General features: G+C 61.5%; 14 protein-coding genes. 13 read left to right on the top strand and 1 reads right to left on the bottom strand.

Going from position 1 to position 22,685, the window contains the following annotated elements; genetic code table 11:
* Nucleotides 1-68: 68 nt before the first annotated feature.
* The 12 genes from BM317_RS08495 (at nt 69) to BM317_RS08440 (ending at nt 19,813) form a co-directional block, all read left to right on the top strand.
* Complete coding sequence (locus tag BM317_RS08495; RefSeq protein WP_092473965.1) at nt 69-527, top strand: T6SS effector amidase Tae4 family protein; 459 nt, start codon at nt 69-71, stop codon at nt 525-527.
* Entirely contained in the window at nt 524-973 is a 450-nt protein-coding gene (locus BM317_RS08490; protein WP_092473963.1) for a hypothetical protein, read from the top strand. The genes BM317_RS08495 and BM317_RS08490 overlap by 4 nt, the downstream gene beginning before the upstream one ends.
* Nucleotides 967-1,479, top strand: a complete 513-nt coding sequence (gene tssE, locus BM317_RS08485; RefSeq protein ID WP_058542707.1) for a type VI secretion system baseplate subunit TssE — start codon at nt 967-969, stop codon at nt 1,477-1,479. The genes BM317_RS08490 and tssE overlap by 7 nt, the downstream gene beginning before the upstream one ends.
* A complete protein-coding gene (tssF, locus tag BM317_RS08480) occupies nt 1,476-3,335 on the top strand; it encodes a type VI secretion system baseplate subunit TssF (protein WP_060740016.1) in 1,860 nt (619 codons plus the stop codon). The genes tssE and tssF overlap by 4 nt, the downstream gene beginning before the upstream one ends.
* Nucleotides 3,299-4,348 carry a type VI secretion system baseplate subunit TssG gene (tssG, locus tag BM317_RS08475; RefSeq protein ID WP_092473961.1) on the top strand — a complete coding sequence of 350 codons (1,050 nt, stop codon included), beginning with the start codon at nt 3,299-3,301 and terminating at the stop codon, nt 4,346-4,348. The genes tssF and tssG overlap by 37 nt, the downstream gene beginning before the upstream one ends.
* Complete coding sequence (tssH, locus tag BM317_RS08470; RefSeq protein WP_092168358.1) at nt 4,341-7,019, top strand: type VI secretion system ATPase TssH; 2,679 nt, start codon at nt 4,341-4,343, stop codon at nt 7,017-7,019. Before tssG ends, tssH begins: the two co-directional genes overlap by 8 nt.
* A gap of 168 nt (nt 7,020-7,187) precedes the next feature.
* Nucleotides 7,188-9,125, top strand: coding sequence for a type VI secretion system Vgr family protein (tssI, locus tag BM317_RS08465; protein WP_092168355.1), 1,938 nt, complete (start codon nt 7,188-7,190; stop codon nt 9,123-9,125).
* A gap of 18 nt (nt 9,126-9,143) precedes the next feature.
* Nucleotides 9,144-9,578, top strand: coding sequence for a DcrB-related protein (locus BM317_RS08460; protein ID WP_092473959.1), 435 nt, complete (start codon nt 9,144-9,146; stop codon nt 9,576-9,578).
* Nucleotides 9,579-9,590: 12 nt separating this feature from the next.
* Entirely contained in the window at nt 9,591-14,030 is a 4,440-nt protein-coding gene (locus tag BM317_RS08455; protein ID WP_092168352.1) for an RHS repeat-associated core domain-containing protein, read from the top strand.
* 1 nt (nt 14,031) lies between these two features.
* The gene (locus BM317_RS08450; protein ID WP_092168349.1) at nt 14,032-14,310 is read left to right on the top strand and encodes a hypothetical protein; all 279 of its coding nucleotides are present in this window, start codon (nt 14,032-14,034) and stop codon (nt 14,308-14,310) included.
* Between the two features lie 82 nt (nt 14,311-14,392).
* A complete protein-coding gene (locus BM317_RS08445; RefSeq protein WP_256574085.1) occupies nt 14,393-18,790 on the top strand; it encodes an RHS repeat-associated core domain-containing protein in 4,398 nt (1,465 codons plus the stop codon).
* Between the two features lie 6 nt (nt 18,791-18,796).
* On the top strand, nt 18,797-19,813 hold the full coding sequence (locus BM317_RS08440; protein ID WP_092473957.1) for a hypothetical protein: 1,017 nt from the start codon (nt 18,797-18,799) through the stop codon (nt 19,811-19,813).
* Between the two features lie 147 nt (nt 19,814-19,960).
* Here the strand turns inward: BM317_RS08440 and BM317_RS08435 are convergent, their stop codons facing one another.
* Nucleotides 19,961-21,133: a hypothetical protein gene (locus tag BM317_RS08435; RefSeq protein ID WP_092473955.1), complete on the bottom strand. Its 1,173-nt coding sequence runs from the start codon at nt 21,131-21,133 to the stop codon at nt 19,961-19,963.
* 697 nt (nt 21,134-21,830) lie between these two features.
* On the opposite strand from BM317_RS08435, the gene BM317_RS08425 reads away from it, so the two are divergent.
* Complete coding sequence (locus tag BM317_RS08425; RefSeq protein ID WP_092473951.1) at nt 21,831-22,190, top strand: DUF6124 family protein; 360 nt, start codon at nt 21,831-21,833, stop codon at nt 22,188-22,190.
* Nucleotides 22,191-22,685 lie beyond the last annotated feature (495 nt).

Raw genomic sequence — 22,685 nt, 5'->3', positions numbered from 1 at the left:
CGGTGCCACGCGCCGGGGGTGTTTGGTGCTTGCTCGAATCCAATTCTTTCCCACGTGGTATCTGAGTCATGGCCAAGCCTTCGTTTATCAATTTGTGGAAAGCGTATTCCGATCTGCTGGTGACCTACCCCGACGCGAAACCCTGTGATGGTCCGTGGGCCAACCAGTGCGCGATTCGCATGAGTATCACACTCAATACCGAGTTGACCATCAAGGTCAACAAGTCCACCTACACCGAACCCAAGTGTGCCCATGGCCATGCGCGGGGTGCTGAATCACTGGCAAACTGGTTGTGGAAGCATCATCTAGGTCGTCCGACGATTCTCGGAGGCGGCGCAGAAGAGCGTCGCAAGCTGATGGACAAAAGAGGCCTAATCTTCTTCAAGGACTGTTTCCAGCAACTGGGGGAATCTTTAGACGGTCGCACCGGTGACCATATCGATCTATGGAACCGCGGCTTTACCGCCAGCCGGTATGACGATCCGTCCTATCGATCCAGGGCGATCTGGTTCTGGGAGCTTTTATGAACAAGGCTCGTTGCGCTGTATTGATTGGCGGCCTGTTTTCGAGCCTGACAGCCTGTGCCGGGCAGCAAGCGTCATCGGCGACTTCAACCGCAGCGGTGAATCAAGTCGTCGTGATGGGCGGGCAACAGTTGACGCTGGTCGATGACCAACAACGCTGCGCGCTACGCAAACCAGACCAGACGCTAATGCCACTCGACCTGCCATGGCCCTGCCAGTTCACGGTAGACAGACAAGGCAAGTCGCATGTCGAGACCTTTGGCAAGGTGCCTATTGTCATTGTTCTTCATTTCTCGACCGCGGCTCAGAACAGTCCGCAATGTCACTCCGAGTACCGCGCCATACGCCTGATCAATGGCCAACTCGAACCCTCGATAATCGCTCGCCACGCCAGCTGCATGGGTGGCACAGGTGACCAGAAGAATTACACGGGCCTTTTCACTTGGTAACCGAAATCGCCACCCGCGATCGCCTCCAACCCTCCCTATTGGACCGGTTGACCGACGACGATCCGACCAACCCCAAGGAAAGCGCCGACAAACGCGTGCTGTCCCTGACCCAATTGAAAGCCTCGGTGCTGCGTGACCTGGCGTGGCTGCTCAACACCACGTCATTGCTCGACGCCGATGCCACGTTGCATACCCCGGCGGGCACGTCGGTGGTGAATTTCGGCCTGCCGGCGCTGGCCGGCAACAGCGCGTCGAACGTCGATGTCTCGGCCCTGGAAACCTTGATCCACCAGGCGATTGCCACCTTCGAACCGCGCATCCTGCGCCACACCCTGCGGGTGCGGGCCCGGGCGACGGCCGAGATGAACCACAACGCCTTGAGTTTCGAAATCGAAGGCGACCTCTGGGCCCAGCCGGTGCCCCTGCGCCTGATGCTGCAGACCGATCTGGACCTGGAAACCGGCCATGTGCGCGTGGTCAACGCCGACCAGCGGAGACGCTCATGAACCCGCGCCTGCTGGAACTGTACAACCAGGAACTGCACCACGTGCGCGAAAGCGCGGCGGAGTTCGCCAAGGAATACCCGAAGATCGCCAGTCGGCTGACGTTGTCCGGCATGGACTGCGCCGACCCGTATGTCGAGCGCCTGCTGGAAGGCTTCGCCTACCTGACGGCGCGGGTGCAGCTCAAGCTCGACGCCGAGTACCCGACCTTCACCCACAACCTGCTGGAAATCGCCTACCCCCATTACCTGGCGCCGACACCGTCGATGACCGTGGTGCAGATGCAGGCCGACCCGGACGAAGGCTCGCTGAGCAGTGGTTTCCCGCTGCCCCGCGATACCGTCCTGCGCGCCGCCCTGGGTCGCGAAACCCAGACCTGCTGCGAGTACCGCACCGCCCACGCGGTGACGTTGTGGCCGTTGCAGGTCAGCCAGGCTGAATACTTCGGCAACCCTTCCGTGGTGCTCGGGCGCCTGGCCGCCAGCGAGCCCAAGGCCAAGGCCGGGCTGCGCATCACGCTGCGTACCGGCGCCGAGCTGCCGTTCAACAGCCTGGCCCTGGACAACCTGCCACTGTACTTGAGCGGCGCCGACGAACAGCCCTTCCGCCTCTACGAACAACTGCTGGGCAATGCCTGCGCGGTGTTCGCCCGCAAGCCCGGGGGCGACTGGGTGGAGCGTCTGCCCCAGGATGCGTTGCGCTCGCGCGGTTTCGACGATGCCGACGCCGCGCTGCCGGTGGTGTCCCGGGCCTTCCAGGGCTATCGCCTGTTGCAGGAATACTTCGCCCTGCCCCACCGTTTCCTGTTTGTCGACTTCACCCAGTTGAGCCGCGCGGTCAAACGCTGCGACGGCCAGGAACTGGAGTTGATCGTGCTGTTCGACCGTCACGATCCAAGCCTGGAAGGCAGCGTCGGCGCTTCGCAGTTCCTGCCGTTCTGCACCCCGGCCATCAACCTGTTCCCCAAGCGCCTGGACCGCATTCACTTGTCGGAGCGGGTCAACGAACACCACGTGATCGCCGACCGCACCCGGCCGATGGATTTCGAAGTACATTCGCTCAGCGGCCTCACCGGCCACGGCACCGGGCCGGAGCAGCCGTTCTTGCCGTTCTACGCCGTGCGCGATCCGTCCCGCTATGGCCGCGACCAGGCCTACTACACCGTGCGCCGCGAACCGCGCGTGCTGTCCAGCGACCAGCGACGCAACGGCCCGCGCTCGACCTACATCGGCAGCGAAACCTTCGTCAGCCTGGTGGACAGCCAGCAAGCGCCCTACCGCCACGACCTGCGCCAGCTGGGCGTGACCGCGCTGTGCACCAACCGCGACCTGCCGCTGTTCATGGGCGTGGGCAACGGCAAGACCGACTTCACCCTGGCCGACAGTGCGCCGGTTGGCGCCGTGCGTTGCGTGGCAGGTCCCAGTCGCCCACGGGCCAGCCATGCCCACGATGCCAAGGCCTGGCGGCTGATCAGCCAGTTGTCGCTGAACTACTTGTCGTTGAGCGAACAAGGCCAAGGCGCCGCCGCCCTGCGGGAACTGCTGCGCCTGTACGGCGACAGCAACGACGCGGCGCTGCAATTGCAGATCGAAGGCCTGCGGGAAGTCAGCAGCAAGGCTTGCACCCGACGCTTGCCGATGCCCGGCCCGATCGTGTTCGGTCGGGGCCTGGAGATCACCCTGGAATTCGATGAAAACGCGTTTCGCGGCACCGGGGTGTTCCTGCTCGGTGCGGTGTTCGAGCGCTTCCTGGCACGCTACGTGTCGATCAACAGTTTTACCGAGACGGTGATCCGTACCACCGAACGCGGCGAGATCATGCGATGGAAAGCCAAGCCCGGACGTCGTCCGACCCTGTGAGTACCCTGGAGGCGATGCACCAGGAGCCCTGGGAATACGACTTCTTCCAGGCGTTGCGGCGCATCGAGTGCGAATCTCCCGAGCTGCCGCGCCTGGGCCATTCCCTGCGCCTGGCCGATGACCCGTTGCGCCTCGGGCAACAGGCCGACTGCACCTTCGCCCCGGCCACCCTCGCCTCGGTGCAACCGGGCGGCGACGGTACGCCGGCGCGCCTGGAGCAATTCTTCTTCGGCCTCGGCGGCCCCAACGGCCCGATGCCGCTGCACATCACCGAATACGTGCGCGAACGCCAGCGCAACAACGCCGACAGCACCAGCAAGCGCTTCCTCGATGTGTTTCACCATCGCCTGCTCAGCCTGTTCTACCGGGCCTGGGCCGAAGCACGGCCGACCGTCAGCCATGACCGCCCGGACGATGACTACTGGTCGGCGCGCCTGGCGGCGCTCAGCGGCCGGGGCATGCCGAGCCTGCTCAACCAGGGGCTGATCCCCGACACGGCGAAGCTGCACTACAGCGGCCACCTGTCGGCACAGACCCGCTACCCGGACGGTTTGAAGGCGATCCTCAGCGAGTACTTCGGCCTGCCGGTGGAGATCGAAGAATACGTCGGCCAATGGCTGGAACTGCCCGAACGCAGCCGCGTCGGTGTCAACGCCCGACTAGGCGTGGACTTCTGCCTCGGCCGCTTCGTGTGGGATCGCCAGCACAAATTCCGCATTCGCCTGGGGCCACTCAAGCTCGTCGACTACATGGGCATGCTGCCCGGCAACCAACCGTTCAACGAGCTGGTGGCCTGGGTCGCCGAATACCTGGGTCATGAGTTGGACTGGGACCTGAACCTGGTCCTGGAACAGCCCGAAGTCCCGGCACTGCAACTCAACGGTCGTTTCCGCCTGGGGTTCAATACCTGGCTGGGTCGCCCCGAAACAGATGCCAACGATTTAATACTGGCCCGGCATTACGCCGAACAGGCCAACACCTCACAGACCTCAAGGAGCCATGAGCATGGGTGAAATCAGTCGCGCCGCGTTGTTCGGCAAACTCAACAGCGTGGCCTACAAAGCCATCGAAGCCGCCACCGTGTTCTGCAAGTTGCGCGGTAACCCTTATGTGGAACTGGCCCACTGGTTTCACCAGTTGCTGCAACTGCAGGACTCGGACCTGCATCGCATCATCCGCCAGTTCAACATCGAGCCGGCGCGCCTGGCCCGTGACCTCACCGAAGCCCTCGACCGCCTGCCACGGGGTTCGACGTCGATCACCGACCTGTCCTCCCACGTCGAAGAAGCCGTGGAACGCGGCTGGGTCTACGGCAGCCTGATGTTCGGCGAAAGCCAGGTGCGCACCGGTTACCTGGTGCTGGGCATCCTCAAGACACCGAGCCTGCGCCACGCGTTGCTGGGCCTGTCGTCGGAGTTCGACAAGGTCAAGGTCGAAGCCCTGAGCGAGCGCTTTGACGAATACGTCGGCGACTCGCCGGAAAACGCCCTGACCGCCAGCGACGGCTTCAATGCCGGTGCCGTGCCGGGCGAAGCCAGCGGCGCCATGGCCCCCAGCGCCATGGGCAAGCAGGAAGCCCTCAAGCGCTTCACCGTCGACCTCACCGAGCAGGCCCGCAGCGGCAAGCTCGACCCCATCGTCGGCCGTGACGAAGAGATCCGCCAACTGGTGGACATCCTCATGCGCCGCCGGCAGAACAACCCGATCCTCACCGGTGAAGCCGGTGTGGGCAAGACCGCCGTGGTCGAAGGCTTTGCCCTGCGCATCGTCGCCGGCGACGTGCCGCCAGCCCTCAAGGACGTCGAACTGCGCAGCCTCGACGTGGGCCTGTTGCAGGCCGGCGCGAGCATGAAAGGCGAATTCGAACAGCGCCTGCGCCAGGTCATCGAAGACGTCCAGGCCTCGCCCAAGCCGATCATCCTGTTCATCGACGAAGCCCACACCCTGGTGGGTGCCGGTGGCGCCGCCGGCACGGGCGACGCGGCCAACCTGCTCAAGCCGGCCCTGGCCCGCGGCACCTTGCGCACCGTGGCCGCCACGACCTGGGCCGAGTACAAGAAACACATCGAAAAAGACCCGGCCCTGACCCGCCGTTTCCAAGTGGTGCAAGTGGCCGAGCCCTCGGAAGACAAAGCCCTGCTGATGATGCGCGGCGTGGCTTCGACCATGGAAAAACACCACCAGGTGCAGATCCTCGACGAAGCCCTGGAAGCCTCGGTCAAGCTGTCCCACCGCTACATTCCCGCGCGCCAGCTGCCGGACAAATCCGTGAGCCTGCTGGACACCGCGTGTGCCCGCGTCGCCATCAGCCTGCACGCCGTGCCGGCCGAAGTGGACGACAGCCGTCGGCGCATCGAAGCGCTGGAAACCGAGCTGCAAATCATCGCCCGCGAGCACGCCATTGGCGTGGTCATCGGCACTCGCCAGACCCAGACCGAAAGCCTGCTGAGCACCGAACGCGAGCGCCTGGCCGAGCTGGAGAGCCGCTGGGCCGAAGAGAAAACCCTGGTGGACGAGCTGCTCGCCACCCGCGCCACCCTGCGCGAGCGCGTCGGCGTAGTGGACAGCGAGGACGGCAGCGAAGCCAGCCACGACTTGCGCGAGAAACTGGTGGACCTGCAACAGCGCCTGACCGCCCTGCAAGGCGAAACCCCACTGATCCTGCCCACCGTGGATTACCAGGCCGTGGCCTCGGTGGTCGCCGACTGGACCGGTATCCCGGTAGGCCGCATGGCCCGCAACGAACTGGAAACCGTGCTCAACCTCGACCAGCACCTGAAAAAACGCATCATCGGCCAGGACCATGCCTTGCAGATGATCGCCAAGCGCATCCAGACCTCCCGCGCCGGCCTCGACAACCCGAGCAAGCCGATTGGCGTGTTCATGCTCGCCGGCACCTCCGGCGTGGGCAAGACCGAAACCGCCCTGGCCCTGGCCGAAGCCATGTACGGCGGCGAGCAGAACGTCATCACCATCAACATGAGCGAGTTCCAGGAAGCCCACACCGTGTCCACCCTCAAGGGCGCACCACCGGGCTACATCGGCTACGGCGAAGGCGGCGTGCTGACCGAAGCCGTGCGGCGCAAACCGTACAGTGTGGTGCTGCTGGACGAGGTGGAAAAAGCTCACCCGGACGTGCATGAAATCTTCTTCCAGGTGTTCGACAAAGGCGTGATGGAGGACGGCGAAGGCCGGGTGATCGACTTCAAGAACACCTTGATCCTGCTGACCACCAACGCCGGCACCGAGCTGATCGCCGACGTCTGCAAAGACCCGCAGAACGTGCCCGAGCCGGAAGAAATCGCCAAGGCCCTGCGCCAGCCGCTGCTGGAGATTTTCCCGCCGGCCCTGCTCGGCCGCCTGGTGACGATCCCGTACTACCCGCTCAGCGACGAGATGCTCAAGGCCATCACCCGCCTGCAACTCAACCGCATCAAGAAGCGCGTGGAGAGCACCCACAAAGTGGCCTTCGACTACGACGACGCGGTGATCGATTTGATCGTCTCGCGTTGCACCGAAACCGAAAGCGGCGGGCGTATGATCGACACCATCCTGACCAACAGTCTGCTGCCGGACATGAGCCGCGAGTTCCTGACCCGCATGCTCGAAGGCAAGGCCTTGGCCGGGGTGCGGATCAGCGCGGTGGACAACGAATTGCAGTACGATTTCAGCGACGCGGCCTGACCTGATAGGAACCGGATCAAGTGTGGGAGCGGGCTTGCTCGCGAAGGCAATCTGTCAGCGACATTAATGTTGGCTGACACACCGCTTTCGCGAGCAAGCCCGCTCCCACAGTGCATCCGGTGTCTTCAGGCAATCAGCGGCGCAGCCATTACAACGATGAGATGAGCGATGTTATTCAACCAAGCCTCACGCCTGGCCAAGATCACCAGCCCCCTGGGACCTGAGGTACTGCTGCTCAAGGACATGGGCGGCGGCGAAGAACTGGGGCGGCTGTTCAACTACGAGCTGCAGTTGCACTCGCTGGACAACGCCATCGACCTCAATCAGGTGCTCGGCAAGCCCATGTGCGTGAGCCTGCAACTCGATGGCGGTGGCGAGCGTTATTTCCATGGCATCGTCGCCCGTTTCAGCCAGAACGTCGACCAGGGCCAGTTCGCCAGTTACCAGGCCACCCTGCGCCCGTGGTTTTGGCTGCTGACCCGCACCTCCGATTGCCGGATTTTCCAGAACCTCACCATCCCGCAGATCATCAAGCAGGTGTTCCGCGACCTGGGCTTTTCCGATTTCGAAGACGCCTTGAGCCAGACGTATCGCGAGTGGGAATACTGCGTGCAGTATCGCGAGACCAGCTTCGATTTCGTCAGCCGCTTGATGGAACAGGAAGGCATCTACTACTTCTTCCGCCATGAGCAGGGCCGGCATGTGCTGGTGCTGGCCGATGCCTATGGCGCCCACACCACGGCCCCCGGCTACGGCTCAGTACCGTACTACCCGAAGAACGAGCAGCAGCGCGAGCGTGACCACATTCACAACTGGCACCTGGCCCAGGAAGTCCAGCCCGGCTCCCTGGAGCTCAACGACTACGACTTCCAGCGCCCGAGTGCGCGCATCGACGTGCGCTCGGCCATGCCCCGCCCGCACACGGCCGGCGACTATCCCCTGTACGACTACCCTGGCACCTACGTGCAGAGCCAGGACGGCGAACACTACGCCCGCACCCGCATCGAGGCCTTGCAGACCCAGCACGAACAGGTCGAGCTGGCCGGTAACGCTCGGGGCCTGGGCTCGGGGCATCTGTTCAGCCTCACCGGCTTCACCCGCCAGGACCAGAACCGCGAATACCTGATCGTCGGCGCCCGCTACTACATTTCCCAGGAAAGCGGCGAAACCGGCGGTGGCGCGCCTTCGGCGCAGTTCGAAAGCAGCCTGATCTGTATCGACGCCCAGCAAAGCTATCGGCCACTGCCCATCACCCATCGCCCGATCGTCAAAGGCCCGCAGACTGCGTTAGTGGTGGGTCCCAAGGGCGAGGAAATCTGGACTGATCAGTTCGGCCGGGTGAAGGTGCATTTCTACTGGGACCGTCATGACCAATCCAACGAAAACAGCTCGTGCTGGATTCGCGTGTCCCAGGCATGGGCCGGGAAAAACTGGGGCTCGATGCAGATCCCGCGAATTGGCCAGGAAGTGATCGTCAGTTTCCTCGAAGGCGACCCGGATCGGCCGATCATCACCGGTCGCGTCTACAACGCCGAACAGACCGTGCCCTATGACTTGCCCGCCAATGCCACCCAGAGCGGCATGAAAAGCCGTTCGAGCAAGGGCGGCACGCCAGCGAATTTCAACGAAATCCGCATGGAAGACAAGAAAGGCGCCGAGCAACTGTACATCCACGCCGAGCGTAACCAGGACATCGTGGTCGAGGTGGATGAAAGCCATTCGGTGGGCCATGACCGCAACAAGAGCATCGGCCACAACGAGACGGTGACCATCGGCAACAACCGCCTGCGCATCGTCAAGCAGGAGGACATCCTCTCCGTCGGCCAGCGCAAGACCGACAGCATCAGCCAGAGCTACGTGATTGAAGTGGGCGAAAACCTGCGCCTGGTATGTGGCGAAAGCATCCTGGAGCTCAACGCCAGCGGCCAGATCAACCTGACCGGCGTACAGATCAGCTTCTACGCCAGCGGCGATGCCGAGTTCAACACCGGCGGCGTGCTGCACCTGAACAACGGTGGCGGCCCCGGAGCCACGCCGGACGGCCAGGGCGTCAAGGGCAGCATCGATGCCAACATCCAAGCCGCGTTCCCTGCACCCAAGGGCTAACCTCGAGATTTTCGCGCCATGACTTACCGCCTCAATGAATTCCAGTTCCAGCTGCCGCCCAGCGAATTGCTGGACGCGACAATCAACATCCTCAAGTTCCCCGAACTGGGCACGTCCTTGATCGTCAGCCGCAGCTTGCTGGCCGAGGGCGAGACCCTGCAAAGCAACCTCGACGACCAGCTCAAGCGCCTGGAAAAACAGGTCCAGGACCTGCGCTGCCAACCGGGCGCCACCGTGCGCTTAGGCGCCAACCAGGAAGTCGAAGCCATCGAACTGCGCAGCCAGTTCAACAAGGGCAATGAAAAGGTCTTCCAGTTCCAGCTGGCCCTGGTGCTGCCCGGCACGCGCAAAATGCTTGCCCTGAGCTACGTGAAAGCCGAGAAACTGGGCGATGCCGAAGCGGCGCATTGGGCAACGATCAAGGGTTCGCTGCTGTTCGACGCTCTGGCTTGATGAGCACCCTGCATGTCTGACGCACTCTGGGCCGCTCGGCTAGGCGACGCGCTGAACCACACCTCGATGATGGCCGATATCCTCGGCGGCGTCCTGGAAGTGGCCGCGAACATTGCGATCACCGCGGTGGCGACGGCTGCCGTGGTCGCGGCCACGGGCATTACCGTTGCCACTGGCGGCTTGGGTTGCTTCCTGCTCGGCGCGGTGGTGGGCGCCGTGGTCGGCCTCGCCATGAGCAAGACCGGGGCCGACAAGGGGCTAAGCGACCTCTGCGAGGGCATCGGCAACGCCCTCTTCCCGCCCACGGTGCAGGCCAACATCCTCACCGGCTCCACCAACACCTTGACCAACAACATCCCTGCCGCCCGCGCCGCCGGGGCGATCGAGTCCCATGTCGCGCCGGCCGGCACCGAACTTGAAGCACCCGAAGCCGAACCCAGCTACCTGGACATGGCCGAGAATTTCTTCTCGCAGATGTGGCGTCCCACCGTCGCCGTGCCCGCGCCCGGTGCCGTGCCCAAGCCGCTGGACATGATCACCTGCATGAAACACCCGCCGATGCCGCCGCAGTTCCTGGCCGAAGGCTCGGACAAAGTCACCATCAACGGTCAGCCCGCCGTGCGCAGTGGCGACCGCAGCACCTGCGATGCGACCGTGGTATCAGCCGGGCTGATTTCACCTGACGTGACCATTGGTGGCGGTTCGGTGGTGGTGCGCGAGATCCGCAGCGGCAAGACCCCGGGCGTCGGGCTGGCGGTCACGGCGCTGCTGATGCTCAAGGGCGGCAAGGGTAAATTCCTCAGTAACCTGCCCTGCATGTTGGTCGGCGGTGCGGCGTCGATGGCGGTCAGTAGCGCGATGGGCGCCGCGGCCAACGCCGCGATGGGCTCGTCGAACCCCGTGCACGCCGCCACCGGGGCCAAAGTGTTGGGCGATGTCGAGGAGATGGACTTCGTCCTGCCCGGCATCTTGCCGATCGACTGGCAACGCTTCTACAACAGCCGCGACGAACGCCGCGACGGATTGTTCGGTGCCGGTTGGAGCGTGCCCTACGAGGTGCGCGTCGAAATCCTGCCCCATCCAGACGGCGGCCAAACCCTGGTCTATAGCGACGAACAGGGCCGACGCATCGACATGGGCTCGATCCCCCTGGGCGGTGCCGTGTTCAGTGCCGGTGAAGGCCTCAGCGTGCGCCGGCATGCCAACGGCGAGCTGCTGATAGAGAGCGCGGACGGGCTGTACCGCTTGTTCGAACCCACGCCAGCCAATGCAGCGCTGCTGCGCCTGAACCAACTGGGTGACCGCAACGACAACCGTATCCACCTGGAATACGACGATAACGGACGCCTGGCGCAACTGCGTGACACCTTCGACCTGACCCGCATCGCACTGGCGTATGACGAGCGCTGGCCACAACGGGTCAGCCGGATCGACCGCCTCTATGCCGATCAACGCCGGGAAGTGCTGATGCACTATGGCTACGACGGCCAGGGCGATCTGGCGCAGGTCCGTCAGTCCAACGACCAGGTAAAACGTCGCTACGCCTACGACGCCGGGCGGCGAATGGTGGAACACCAACTGCCTACCGGGCTTCGCTGTTTCTATGAATGGGCGTTGGTTGAAAACCTGGAATGGCGCGTGGTTCGCCACTGGACCGACGCGGGCGACGCCTACACCTTCGATTACGACCTGGCCGCCGGGACCACGCGCATCACCGACGGTTTGCAGCGCATCAGCACCCGTCGCTGGGATACCCGATATCAGATTACCGAAAACACCGACGCGCTGGGTCGCACCTGGACCTTCCAGTGGAACGACGAAAGCCAGTTGCTGGGGGCGACCGATCCCAACGGCGGACAACATCAGTTCAGCTATGACGAAGCGGGCAACCTCTGCGAAACCCGCGACCCGCTGGGGCGCAGCGAGTCAACCCTGTGGCTCGAACACTGGGCCCTGCCCCTGGCTGAAACCGATGCCGCGGGAAATACCTGGCAGTACCGCTATGACGCGCGGGGCAACCGCATTCGCGAAACCGACCCGCTGGGCCACGTCACCCGCTATCGCCACGACGCCCACGGCCAAGTGGTGGAGGTCATCGACGCCACCGGCAAAAGCAAGCGCATGCGCTGGACGGCGCTTGGGCAACTCAGCGAACACACCGATTGTTCCGGTTACACCACACGGTTGAGCTATTGCGAGCGAGGGCTGTTGCTCAGCAGCACCGACGCACTGGGAGAACGGACGCTTTTCAGCTACGACGACCAGGGTCGACTGCTGAGCAAGCAACTGCCGGACGGGCGCACCGAGCACTATCAGCGTGACGCAAGCGGACAATTGATCAGCTATAGCGATCCGGCCGGGCATACGACAACTTTCCAACACACCCTAAGCGGTCAACTGCGGGTGCGCACCGACGCCCATGGTCGCCGGGTGGAGCTGAGCTACGACAACTACGGGCGCCTGCTGGCCCTGACCAACGAAAACGGTGAGCGCTACCGGTTCGCCTGGGACGCCGCCGACCGCTTGACCGCCCAACACAGCCTGGACGGCAGCCTCAAGCGCTACGCCTACGACCCGCTGGACAACGTCACCCGCGTGGAAGCGCTCGCGGTGCCTGGCAGCACCGACCTGGACCTCGCCCCCCAAGCCCCCATCATTCATGAGCTGGAGCGCGATGCGATGGGGCGACTGGTGGCGAAAGTCACCGCAGACGGGCGCACCGAGTACCACTATGACGCGCTCGACCAGGTCAACACGATCACCTTCACCAGCCAGACCGGTGAAGTACAAAGCCTGGGCTTGCGTTACGACGCCCTGGGGCAATTGATTACCGAGCAAGGCTGGGCGGGGAACCTCGAACATCGCTATGACGAACTGGGTAACCTGAACCAGACGCTGCTTCCCGACGGTCGTTGGCTGAACCGCCTGCACTACGGCAGCGGTCACCTGCACCAGATCAACCTCGACGGCCAGGTCATCAGCGATTTCGAGCGCGATCGCCTGCACCGCGAAGTGCTGCGCACCCAGGGGCGCCAGAGCACCCGCAGCGAATACGACCGCAGTGGCCGCCTGCGGGCCCGCCAGCGGCGGCAACAGGGTCAATCCACGCTGCTGCAGCCTGTGGCGCAATCGCTGTTTGGCTATGACGCCAGCGATCAACGGGTGGAGCGCTTCGACAGCCAGCCCGAAGCGTCCCATCGCCAGTTACTGCACTATGACGCCACCGGCCGCATTCTTGCCAGCCAGGACAACCTTCAAGGCCAGCGTGAAAGCTTCGCCTATGACCCGGCCGCCAACCTGCTGGACGGCCTGGGCACAGGCCAGGTCGCGCATAACCGCTTGTTGACCTACCAGGACAAGCGCTACCGCTATGACGGTTTCGGTCGCATGGTGGAAAAACGCAGCGCCCGACGTGGCGTCCAGCGTTTTCGCTACGATGCCGAACAACGCCTGGTGGAAGTGCGCAACGATAACGGCTCAGTCGTAAAAATGACCTATGACCCGTTGGGTCGACGCATCGAAAAAGCCGAGTACGACCGCAACGCCACGCTGCTCAGCCGCACCCGTTTCACCTGGGATGCGCTGCAACTTTTGCAGGAACACCGCGACAGCCAGACCAGCCTCTACATCTACGCCGACGACAGCCACGAACCCCTGGCGAGGGTCGACGGCCTGGGCGATCAGCAGAAGGTCCGCTACTACCACAACGACTTCAACGGCCTGCCCGAACAGCTCTCGGAAGCCGACGGCCACACACTCTGGCGAGCCCGTTACCAAGTGTGGGGCAACACCGCCGAAGAGCTGCGCGAACCGTACTACATCGAAGAGCAGAACCTGCGCTTCCAGGGCCAATACCTGGACCGCGAAACCGGGCTGCACTACAACACCCTGCGTTTCTACGACCCGGACATCGGCCGCTTCACCACACCAGACCCGATCGGCTTAGCCGGTGGGCTGAACCTCTACCAGTACGCGCCGAACCCGGTGAGTTGGATCGACCCCTTCGGGCTGATGAAATGCTCGACGCCGCCCAAGGGTCGCAAGGTCAACCGAACGGTGTATCGCTTTGAAGAGCCGGGGCGGATCAGCACGACTTGGACGGCGCACAAGTGGAACGTCGCCTCCAGGCACCGTTACACCGCCCCCGGCCTGGGCGGTGTCTATGGCGCCAACTCACGCAAGACAGCCATGGGCGAAGTCAATCACTGGGGCGTGGACCTGTCCACACGCGTGCTGGTCAGCAAGAAAGTGCAGCTCAACAACGTCCTGGACCTGACCCGGGCCGATGTGCGCAAACAATTGGGGGTCTCCCTCAAGAGCATTACCGGCGACAAATACACCCAGACCCATCAAATCGGCGCCTGGGCCAAGGCTAATGGTTATGATGGGATCCTGGCGCCGTCGGCGCGAAACCCGACCGGCAGCAACTTGATTTCGTTTGCAGGTTTTTAAAATGGGACTGGAAGACGAATACGTCGGCGATGCCGATTGGCAGCATTTCGTGCGGTTGTACGAAGAGGACTACCTCGACGACAACGCCCGCGCGCTGGCCAAGGCCATGGATGACAACCTCGACATGGCCGTGGTGCTCTACGGCAAAAGGGGGCTCAAGGAAGGCTTATGGTGGCTGGAACAGACCGTGCCCGCCCTGGGTAACAAACGCCCGGCCGATTGCCTCAAGACCCCAAAACTGATCAAGCGCCTGAGAATGGCCCTGATGAGCATGCCCTAACCCACAAGGACTGATGCAATGGAAGGCATCCAACTGCTTGAACACACGCTCCCCAGCCACCCTACCCGCCTGAGCAACCTGCATGTCTGACGCGCTCTGGGCCGCCCGCCTGGGCGATGCACTCAACCACACCTCGATGATGGCCGACATCCTGGGCGGCGTATTGGAGGTGGCGGCCAACATCGCGATCACCGCCCTGGCGACCGCTGCCGTGGTCGCGGCCACGGGCATCACCGTGGTCACTGGCGGCCTGGGCTGCTTCGTCCTGGGCCTGGTGGTGGGCACCATCGTCGGCCTGGCCATGAGCAAGACCGGGGCCGACAAAGGCCTGAGCGATTTATGCGAGGGCATCGGCAACGCCTTCTTTCCGCCCACGGTGCAGGCCAACATCCTCACCGGCTCCAAGGACACCTTCACCAACAACATCCCCTCGGCCCGGGCCGCCGGCGCGGTGGTTTCCCATGTTGCACCGGCCGGCACCGAACTGGAAATGCCCGAGCCGGAAGAAGAACCCAGTTACCTGGACATGGCCGGGAATTTCTTCTCGCAGATGTGGCGCCCCACTGTCGCCTCGCCCGCCCCCGGTACGGAGACCCGACCGGAAGACCTGGTGATCTGCACCAAGCACCCGCCCATGCCACCGCAGTTCATGGCCGAAGGTTCGGAGAAGGTCACCATCAACGGCCAGCCCGCCGTGCGCAGTGGCGACCGCAGCACCTGCGATGCGACGGTGGTGTCGGCCGGGCTGATTTCGCCCAACGTGACCATTGGCGGCGGTTCGGTGGTGGTACGCGAGATCCGCAGCGGCAAGACCCCGGGCGTAGGCCTGGCAGTCACCGCACTGCTGATGCTCAAGGGCGGCAAGGGCAAGTTCTTCAGCAAACTGCCGTGCATGCTGGTGGGCGGCGCGGTGTCCATGGCCGCCAGCAGCGCGGCGAACGCGGCCGCCAACGCCGCCATGGGCTCGTCGAACCCGGTGCATGCCGCCACCGGGGCCAAAGTGCTGGGCGCTGACGAGGACCTGGATTTCGTCTTGCCCGGCATCCTGCCGATTGACTGGCAGCGCGTCTACAACAGCCGCGACGAACGCCGCGACAGTCTGTTCGGCGCCGGCTGGAGCGTCGCCTACGAAGTCCAAGTGGAAATCCAGCCCCACCCCGAGGGCGGCGAAACCCTGGTCTACACCGACGAACAGGGCCGGCCCATCGACATGGGCTCCATCCCGTTGGGCGGCGCGGTGTTCAGCGCCGGCGAAGGCCTGGCCGTGCGCCGCCATGTGAATGGGCAACTGCTGATCGAAAGCGAAGACGGCCTGTACCGTTTGTTCGAACCTTCATCCGCCAACCCCTCACACCTGCGCCTGAGCCAACTGGGCGACCGCAACGACAACCGCATCCACCTCGACTACGACGACGCCGGACGCCTGGTGCGGCTGCGCGACACCTTCGACCTGGTGCAAGTCGAACTGATCCGCGCAGGCGAACGCGTCACCCACATCGAGCGCCTCTACCCCGACCAAACGCGGGAGGTGCTGGTCAGCTACGCCTACGACGCGGCCAACACCCTCGCCGAAGTGCGCGACGCCAGCGGCCAGGTGCAACGGCGCTTCCGCTACGACGCCGGGCAGCGGATGGTCGAGCACCAGTTGCCCACCGGCCTGCACTGCTTCTACGAATGGGCCCTGATCGACGACCAGGAATGGCGCGTGGTCCGGCACTGGACCGACGAAGGCGACGCCTACCAGTTCGACTATGACCTCAAGGCCGGCATCACCCGCATCAGCGACAGCCTGCAACGCGTCAGCACCCGGCAGTGGAACAGCCAACACCAGATCACCCACTACACCGACAACCTCGGCCAGACCTGGCTGTTCGAATGGAACGACGAACGCCAGTTGCTCAGCGCCACCGACCCACAAGGCGGCCAGTACCAATTCAACTACGACGACGCTGGCAACCTGATCAGCGAAACCGACCCGTTGGGCCGCAGCGAATCCACCCTCTGGCTCGAACACTGGGCCCTGCCACTGGTGGACACCAACCCCGCCGGCCACAGCTGGAAATACCGTTACGATCAACGCGGCAACTGCACGGCGCAAATCGACCCGCTGGGCCACGTCACCCGCTACCGCTACGACGCCCACGGCCAGGTCGTGGAAATCATCGACGCCACCGGCAAAAGCAAAAAACTGCGCTGGAACCCGTTCGGCCAATTGGTGGAACACGTCGATTGCTCGGGTTACCCGACGCGCTTCAGCTACGACGCGCGCGGTTACCTGCAGACCATCACCGACGCCCTCGGCGAGCGCACCCAATTCAGCTACGACGCCCAGGGGCGTTTGCTCGGCAGCCAGTTGCCGGACGGCCGCATCGAGCGTTACCAACGCGACACCGCCGGCCAACTCACCGGCTACACCGACCCGGCCGGGCACACCACGCTCTACCAACACAACCGCCGCGGCCAAGTCCGCCAACGCACCGACGCCCAGGGCCGGCAGGTGCAGTTTGTCTACGACAGCTTCGGCCGGCTGCAAGCACTGACCAACGAGAATGGTGAAAGCTACCGGTTTGCCTGGGATGCAGGGGATCGGTTGGCCGAACAGCGCAACCTTGATGGCAGCGCCAAAGGCTACACGTACGACGCCCTCAACAACGTAAAGCGAGTCGAAACCGTCGCCGCGTCGCGAGGTGGTCATCAGCCCAGTGAAAAGCCCCTTGTTCATCAGTTAGAACGTGATGCCATTGGCCGGCTGACAACCCGCATCACACCGGATGGACAGTCGCGGTACAGCTATAGCCCGTTGAATCAGTTAATCGAAGCCACGGTTGTCGATAACGACGGCAACGAACAACGACTGGGCTTTGCTTATGACGCTCTGGGTTATCTGATTGAGGAGCAGAGTTCAGCAGGTGTTCTGAAGCATCACTACGATGAACTCGGCAACCTGATCCAGACCCACCTACCTGATGGCCGTTGGGTCAACCGTCTGTACTACGGCAGTGGTCATCTGCACCAAATCAACCTCGACGGCCACGTCATCAGCGACTTCGAACGCGATCGGCTGCATCGAGAGGTGCTGCGCACCCAAGGCCAAATCAGCACACGGAGTGAATACGACCGTAGCGGGCGCTTACGCAGCCGCCAACGTCGGCATACCCGCCAACCGGCGTTGATCCCTGCCACCGATCAGACCCATTTCGAGTTTGATCCTGGTGACCACCTGGTGGGGCGTCTTGAGCGGCTGCCAACAGGTCAACAACGCCAATTGCTGCACTACGATGTGACGGGCCGGATCCTGGCAAGCCAGGGCACTCGGCAAGGCCAGAATGAAACATTTTCCTTCGATGCCGCCGCCAATCTCCTCGACAGTTCACCGGGTACAGGTGGGCGGGTTACGCACAACCAACTCAAGCGCTATCAGGATAAGCACTATCGCTACGATGGCTTTGGCCGAATGATTGAAAAGCGCAGCAGCCGGCATGGCCTGCAGCGTTTCAGCTACGACTCGGACCATCGGCTGGTTGAAGTTCGAACGCACAAGTCCGACGGTGAAAGCATCGTCAGGATGCGCTACGACCCGTTGGGCCGAAGGATCGAGAAAACCGAACACGATGACGACGGACGTCTCATCGCCTGCACGCGTTTCGACTGGGATGGCCTGCAACTACTCAAGGAACATAAAAATAGCCTGACCAGTCTGTACCTCTACATCGGCGACAGTCACGAACCCTTGGCCCGCGTCGACGGCATCGATGAACATCAACGCATCCGCTATTACCACAACGACCCCAATGGTTTGCCACAAGCCTTGACGGAAAGTGACGGCCATCCGCTATGGCACGCTCGCTACCAGGTATGGGGCAACACCACTGATGAAGTCCGTGAACCGTACTACATCGAAGAACAGAACCTGCGGTTTCAGGGGCAGTACCTGGACCGGGAAACGGGCCTGCACTACAACACCTTCCGCTTCTATGATCCCGACATAGGCCGCTTTACCACGCCCGACCCGTTGGGCCTGGCGGCAAGCCTGAATCTCTATCGCTACGCACCGAATCCATTTACCTGGATCGACCCGCTGGGGCTCAAAGAGAATGAGATTATCCGGTACATGGGCGAAAGCGAAACCGTCTCGTCCAAGGCTGCCAACGGAGGCAAAGGTGGCCTGGTTCCGAATATCCGAGGAGAGAAAGCGGTGTGGGTCAACCAGGACAGTAACCCTGGATTCAACCCAGGCAATGAGAAGTATCGGGTAGTGGCCACCGTCAATAACGAAGGTGTGAGCATGCTCAATAATCACAAGGACATCTCTACCGTTGACTATAAAGAGACGGGCCTGAAAGATGGCGTGCTGTCCAAGACGAATGAGCCCAAGGCCAGAGGCATCGGTTTCCGATTATTGGATAAATTCAATAAAACCATTACGTCATTTCGTGTCGAGAAAAAAGGCCCGAACGGAAAATGGAAGACCTGCGGATAACGCCAGATGGACATATTCGATCTTCTCTCCTACAAGCTTGAAAACTTCCTGAACGTCCGGCCGTATCCGAAGGCGTTGGGTGCTGTTTTTTACGAAGAAGACGAGCCTGCGCTGCTGACCGCTGTCGCCAGAAAACACAATGGCGCGCCCTTCAGCGTTAGCCGCTGGCATGATTTGTTTTCCGTCAGCGCTTTCGAAAAAGCCATGTTGAAGAACGGCTTCACGGAACCCGACTGCTACGCCCTGCTGCTGGTCCTGTCGCGTTTTGGCTACCTGCTTGAAATCGACAACCGTCAACGAACCAACAAGCAATACTTTATTTTCTTCTACCTGATCCAACTGATCAGCTTGAAGAACAGCGCCCTGGATGCGGACGCGCACCTGAGGAACTACATGCTCAGGTTTCTGCTTTTCGAATTGAGCATTGATGACGAGGCTTATCGCCGGTTCAGCATCGAAGGCGATCAACTGATGATGGCGACCGACGGGCTGGGGCCCGTGGCTTTTCTGGAGGTGATTGATCGGGTCTACAAAACGATCAAGGCCGACAGCAGGAAAGAGCATGAACTGCTCAGGACGTTGAAAACCTTTCAAACAAGCACCGTCAGATTACTCACCGAGCCCGACGAGACTCATTACCGCTTCGCGATCAATGATCGGCACAGCGAGCTTATGTACCCCGATGTATTTCTGCTCACGTACGCTCAGGACCCGAAAAAAATATTTGATGCGTTGATCGATGCGGTCAATCCGCTTCAGTCAACGGCAAACCTGTTCGTCTCCAATATGGTTGTGATGAATTACGCCTTCCACATCCTGAAAGACAAACCTCGCGACGTTCTAAAACTGAAAAAACACGTCCGTGATGAAGCGTTGTTTGGCCAATTGCTGGAGGTGATCATCCGGCGTCGGATGGGGGTCGACAAAGCGCTGTTCGAAAAAATTCCCACGGGGCAGGATCTTGCCTTGATCAACGATGAGCACACCGCGTTCTACAACATCTTGTACAGCCACGCAGGTTAAGCACAAATCCCCGTGGCGAGGGAGCTTGCTCCCGCTGGGCTGCAAAGCAGCCCCAAAAAGGCCGGCGCACGCCTCCAGACAAACCGCATCATTTCGCTGGCAGAGCTAAGCTCCTGGCGCTCTACCCGTTTTTTTTACCGCGTCACGTCACTTACGAATCAACAACTGATCTGGGTTAAGCCCTATGGCCCGATACCCAATCGCCATTGGGCGCGGAAAGACTTGGGTCAGCGTTACGCCCGAACTGGAGACAGATTTCACAGCACCTGTAACCCCCGGCGCATCCGGTAAAAGGGCTTTGGATAGCTTGTCCACCTCGGCCTCGGTTTCGCCAATCTCCCGGGCAAGCTCTTTCATGGCCGTTTGCTGAGTCTGCGAATTCGACTGGCCCTGGCTATTGCCTGGCGTGGCCGGAGCCTCCTTCAGCATCGACTTCATCTGATCACGCAAACCTGCCAGCTTTTCAAACCGCTCGACCAAAGCCTGAGTGCTAACGGCGAGTTGCGCCGCCTGGCCCGCTGAGCTTGTAACGGAAATATCGATCGCGTTCGCGTAATACACTTCCGAAACCAGCAGCAGCTCCGGTTTCGAGCTATTGCCCTGTTTGTCGACGAAGGTTTGAAGCTTCATCATTCGAGTAACAACGCTTTGTAAGTCGCTAAACCCGTCTTTTGTCTTGAAGCCGTCGCCACCCAAGGCGCTCAGAAGCTCAGAAACGTCTACCCTTATGACCGTGACACTCGGCACCGAGACCGTCATAAGGTACTCATCCTTGCCCACCACACTGCCCTTCGCCCCCACCGTGCCCGCCATCACATTTGCGCCCATTCCCGACTCGACACGTGACCCAAACTGAAAAGCCGGGAATGCCGTGACGCGGTTGACTCTGAAGTCCGCGTCTTTGTAGTCACTGCATTTGAAGTTCGAATAGTTGATAGCCGTCGGCTGCCAAGGCGCTTCAGGCTTCTCCCCTGCCGGCTCCCCGCCCTTGGCCGGGTAGCCAGAAATTTGCGGTAGCTCCGGGGCACTGCGAATCGACACATACAGTTTGCACAGGTCCAACGAACCTACTGGCACGGGGTAATAGGTGTAAAACTCCGAAGGCTTTTCATCAGACCGACTTTTTCCGGGGTAGGTTGGAACCAGCAGCAAATTTCCTGGATACAAGCTTTCCTGCAACGGATAGACCGCTCGAACACCCAGGTTCGCCACGCTCTCCGACCAGGTCTTGAGCATCGTGCCCGACTCCGGTCTGGAAGCACTGCACCCTCCGATAAGCGCCAGAGCGGGGAAAAGAGAGATGAAAATCTTGAAGTCCATACGCCTCCGTGGGACATGAAGAAATAGCATGTCGCCATCACTGGTATAGCCGTCAATGATTAAAACTCAAGCACCTGCTGGTCTTTCCTGCTGTTCGAACGGGGGCCAGTTCCTTTGCCATAGATCGAGTCCCGCAAAAGGGAGAGTGGATTCACTGCTGGCGAACCGGGTGCTCGATAACGTCGACCCACGCTAGCCGCCACACCATCAACCTGTGGCGAGGGGATTTATCCCCGCTGGGCTGCGCAGCAGCCCCAAAACGACGGGCGCATCCCTACAGAAAAACCGCTGCGCCACCGAGCGAGAGCAAGCTCCATCGCCCCGAATCCTGGGCACTACGAAGGCTTGTTTATTCTCCCACCCCAACGCCTCCACCAAGCTACGCATCCTTGCGCCATTGCCTACAACTACGCCAGAATCCGCCCGCTTGTGCGCCTTGCCCATGGCTTCTATCGTTTCCCTGCCACTGCCCATCAGTGGTCGGGCTTGGCGGCCCGGTACACGAAAGGCGCAACAGCCCCTCAATAGGATTTGCGATGCCTCTGGCATTGGCACTCCTATGTTATGGCGGGTTGCGCAAGGATCCCTTCGGGGATGCCGGGTTTCTTTCGTTCCGGTCCGCCAACCTTGTGTAATCCGTCACCCCATCTGCTTGGCGGCAGACGGTGATGGTTCCTCTTACGAAAGGAGCTCCACCATGTTCAAAATCACACCAAATCCCCCCGAAGCAGATCGCACCTCTGCGCCCACTCAATCCAAAACGAAGAAACAAGACGAGGCAGAAAAGCGCGCCCTGGATTACTACCTGCTACCGAAACCGGAAAAGTCCGAAGAGGCATCCAAACCAGGCCAGCTATTCACCGTGGCAAAAAACGCCGACAACGAATGCCTGCTCGCCAACCTTAGCGAAAACCTGGCATCTGCCGACGCGATGATCAGCAACCTGGCCTTCGACCTGGAAGGCCCCCGCCGCCACATCGCCCTCGGCGTCCAGCAACTGATTGAACTGAGTTCATTGCTGGCGAACCGAGTGCTGGATAACGTCGATCCACGCTAGTAACCAGGTCAAAGGAAAGGCATATCGGTTCAATCGATATGCCTTTTCCTATCTGGCCAAGAGAATTTTCACGGTAGCTCTGCCTAGCCATCTGACGGGTGCCAGCGAGTTAAGAAAAAATCAGAAAAATAGGCTCAATTGAAGATTTTCTTGGCGCATTAAAAAAAATCCTATTCCAAGGGAAGAAAATTAAGAATTCTCGCTATGACGGCTCAGCCCTTGGCATCCAACCACTATCGAACTGAGTTCATCGCAGGCAACCGGATGCTGAATCACGTCGTTCCCCAATAGCGGCCTCGCCATCACTCCCGTGGGGCGACGAAGCCGCCCACAAAAGTTGCACTCCGACAGAACAGCCACCGCACCGTCGAGCGAAAGTAAGCTCTCTCGTCCGGAATTCCAGGTATTACGAATGCCTTATTTATTCTGCAACCAGAGCCAAAAAAGGCATATCGACTCAATCGATATGCCTTCCTCTTCTCCGTAACCTTCATT

Origin of the sequence: Pseudomonas sp. NFACC24-1 (assembly GCF_900115235.1) — a bacterium.
GTDB lineage: Bacteria > Pseudomonadota > Gammaproteobacteria > Pseudomonadales > Pseudomonadaceae > Aquipseudomonas > Aquipseudomonas fluorescens_AA.
Note: the sequence above shows the minus strand (reverse complement) of the source record. Positions and strands in the feature narration are given on the sequence as shown.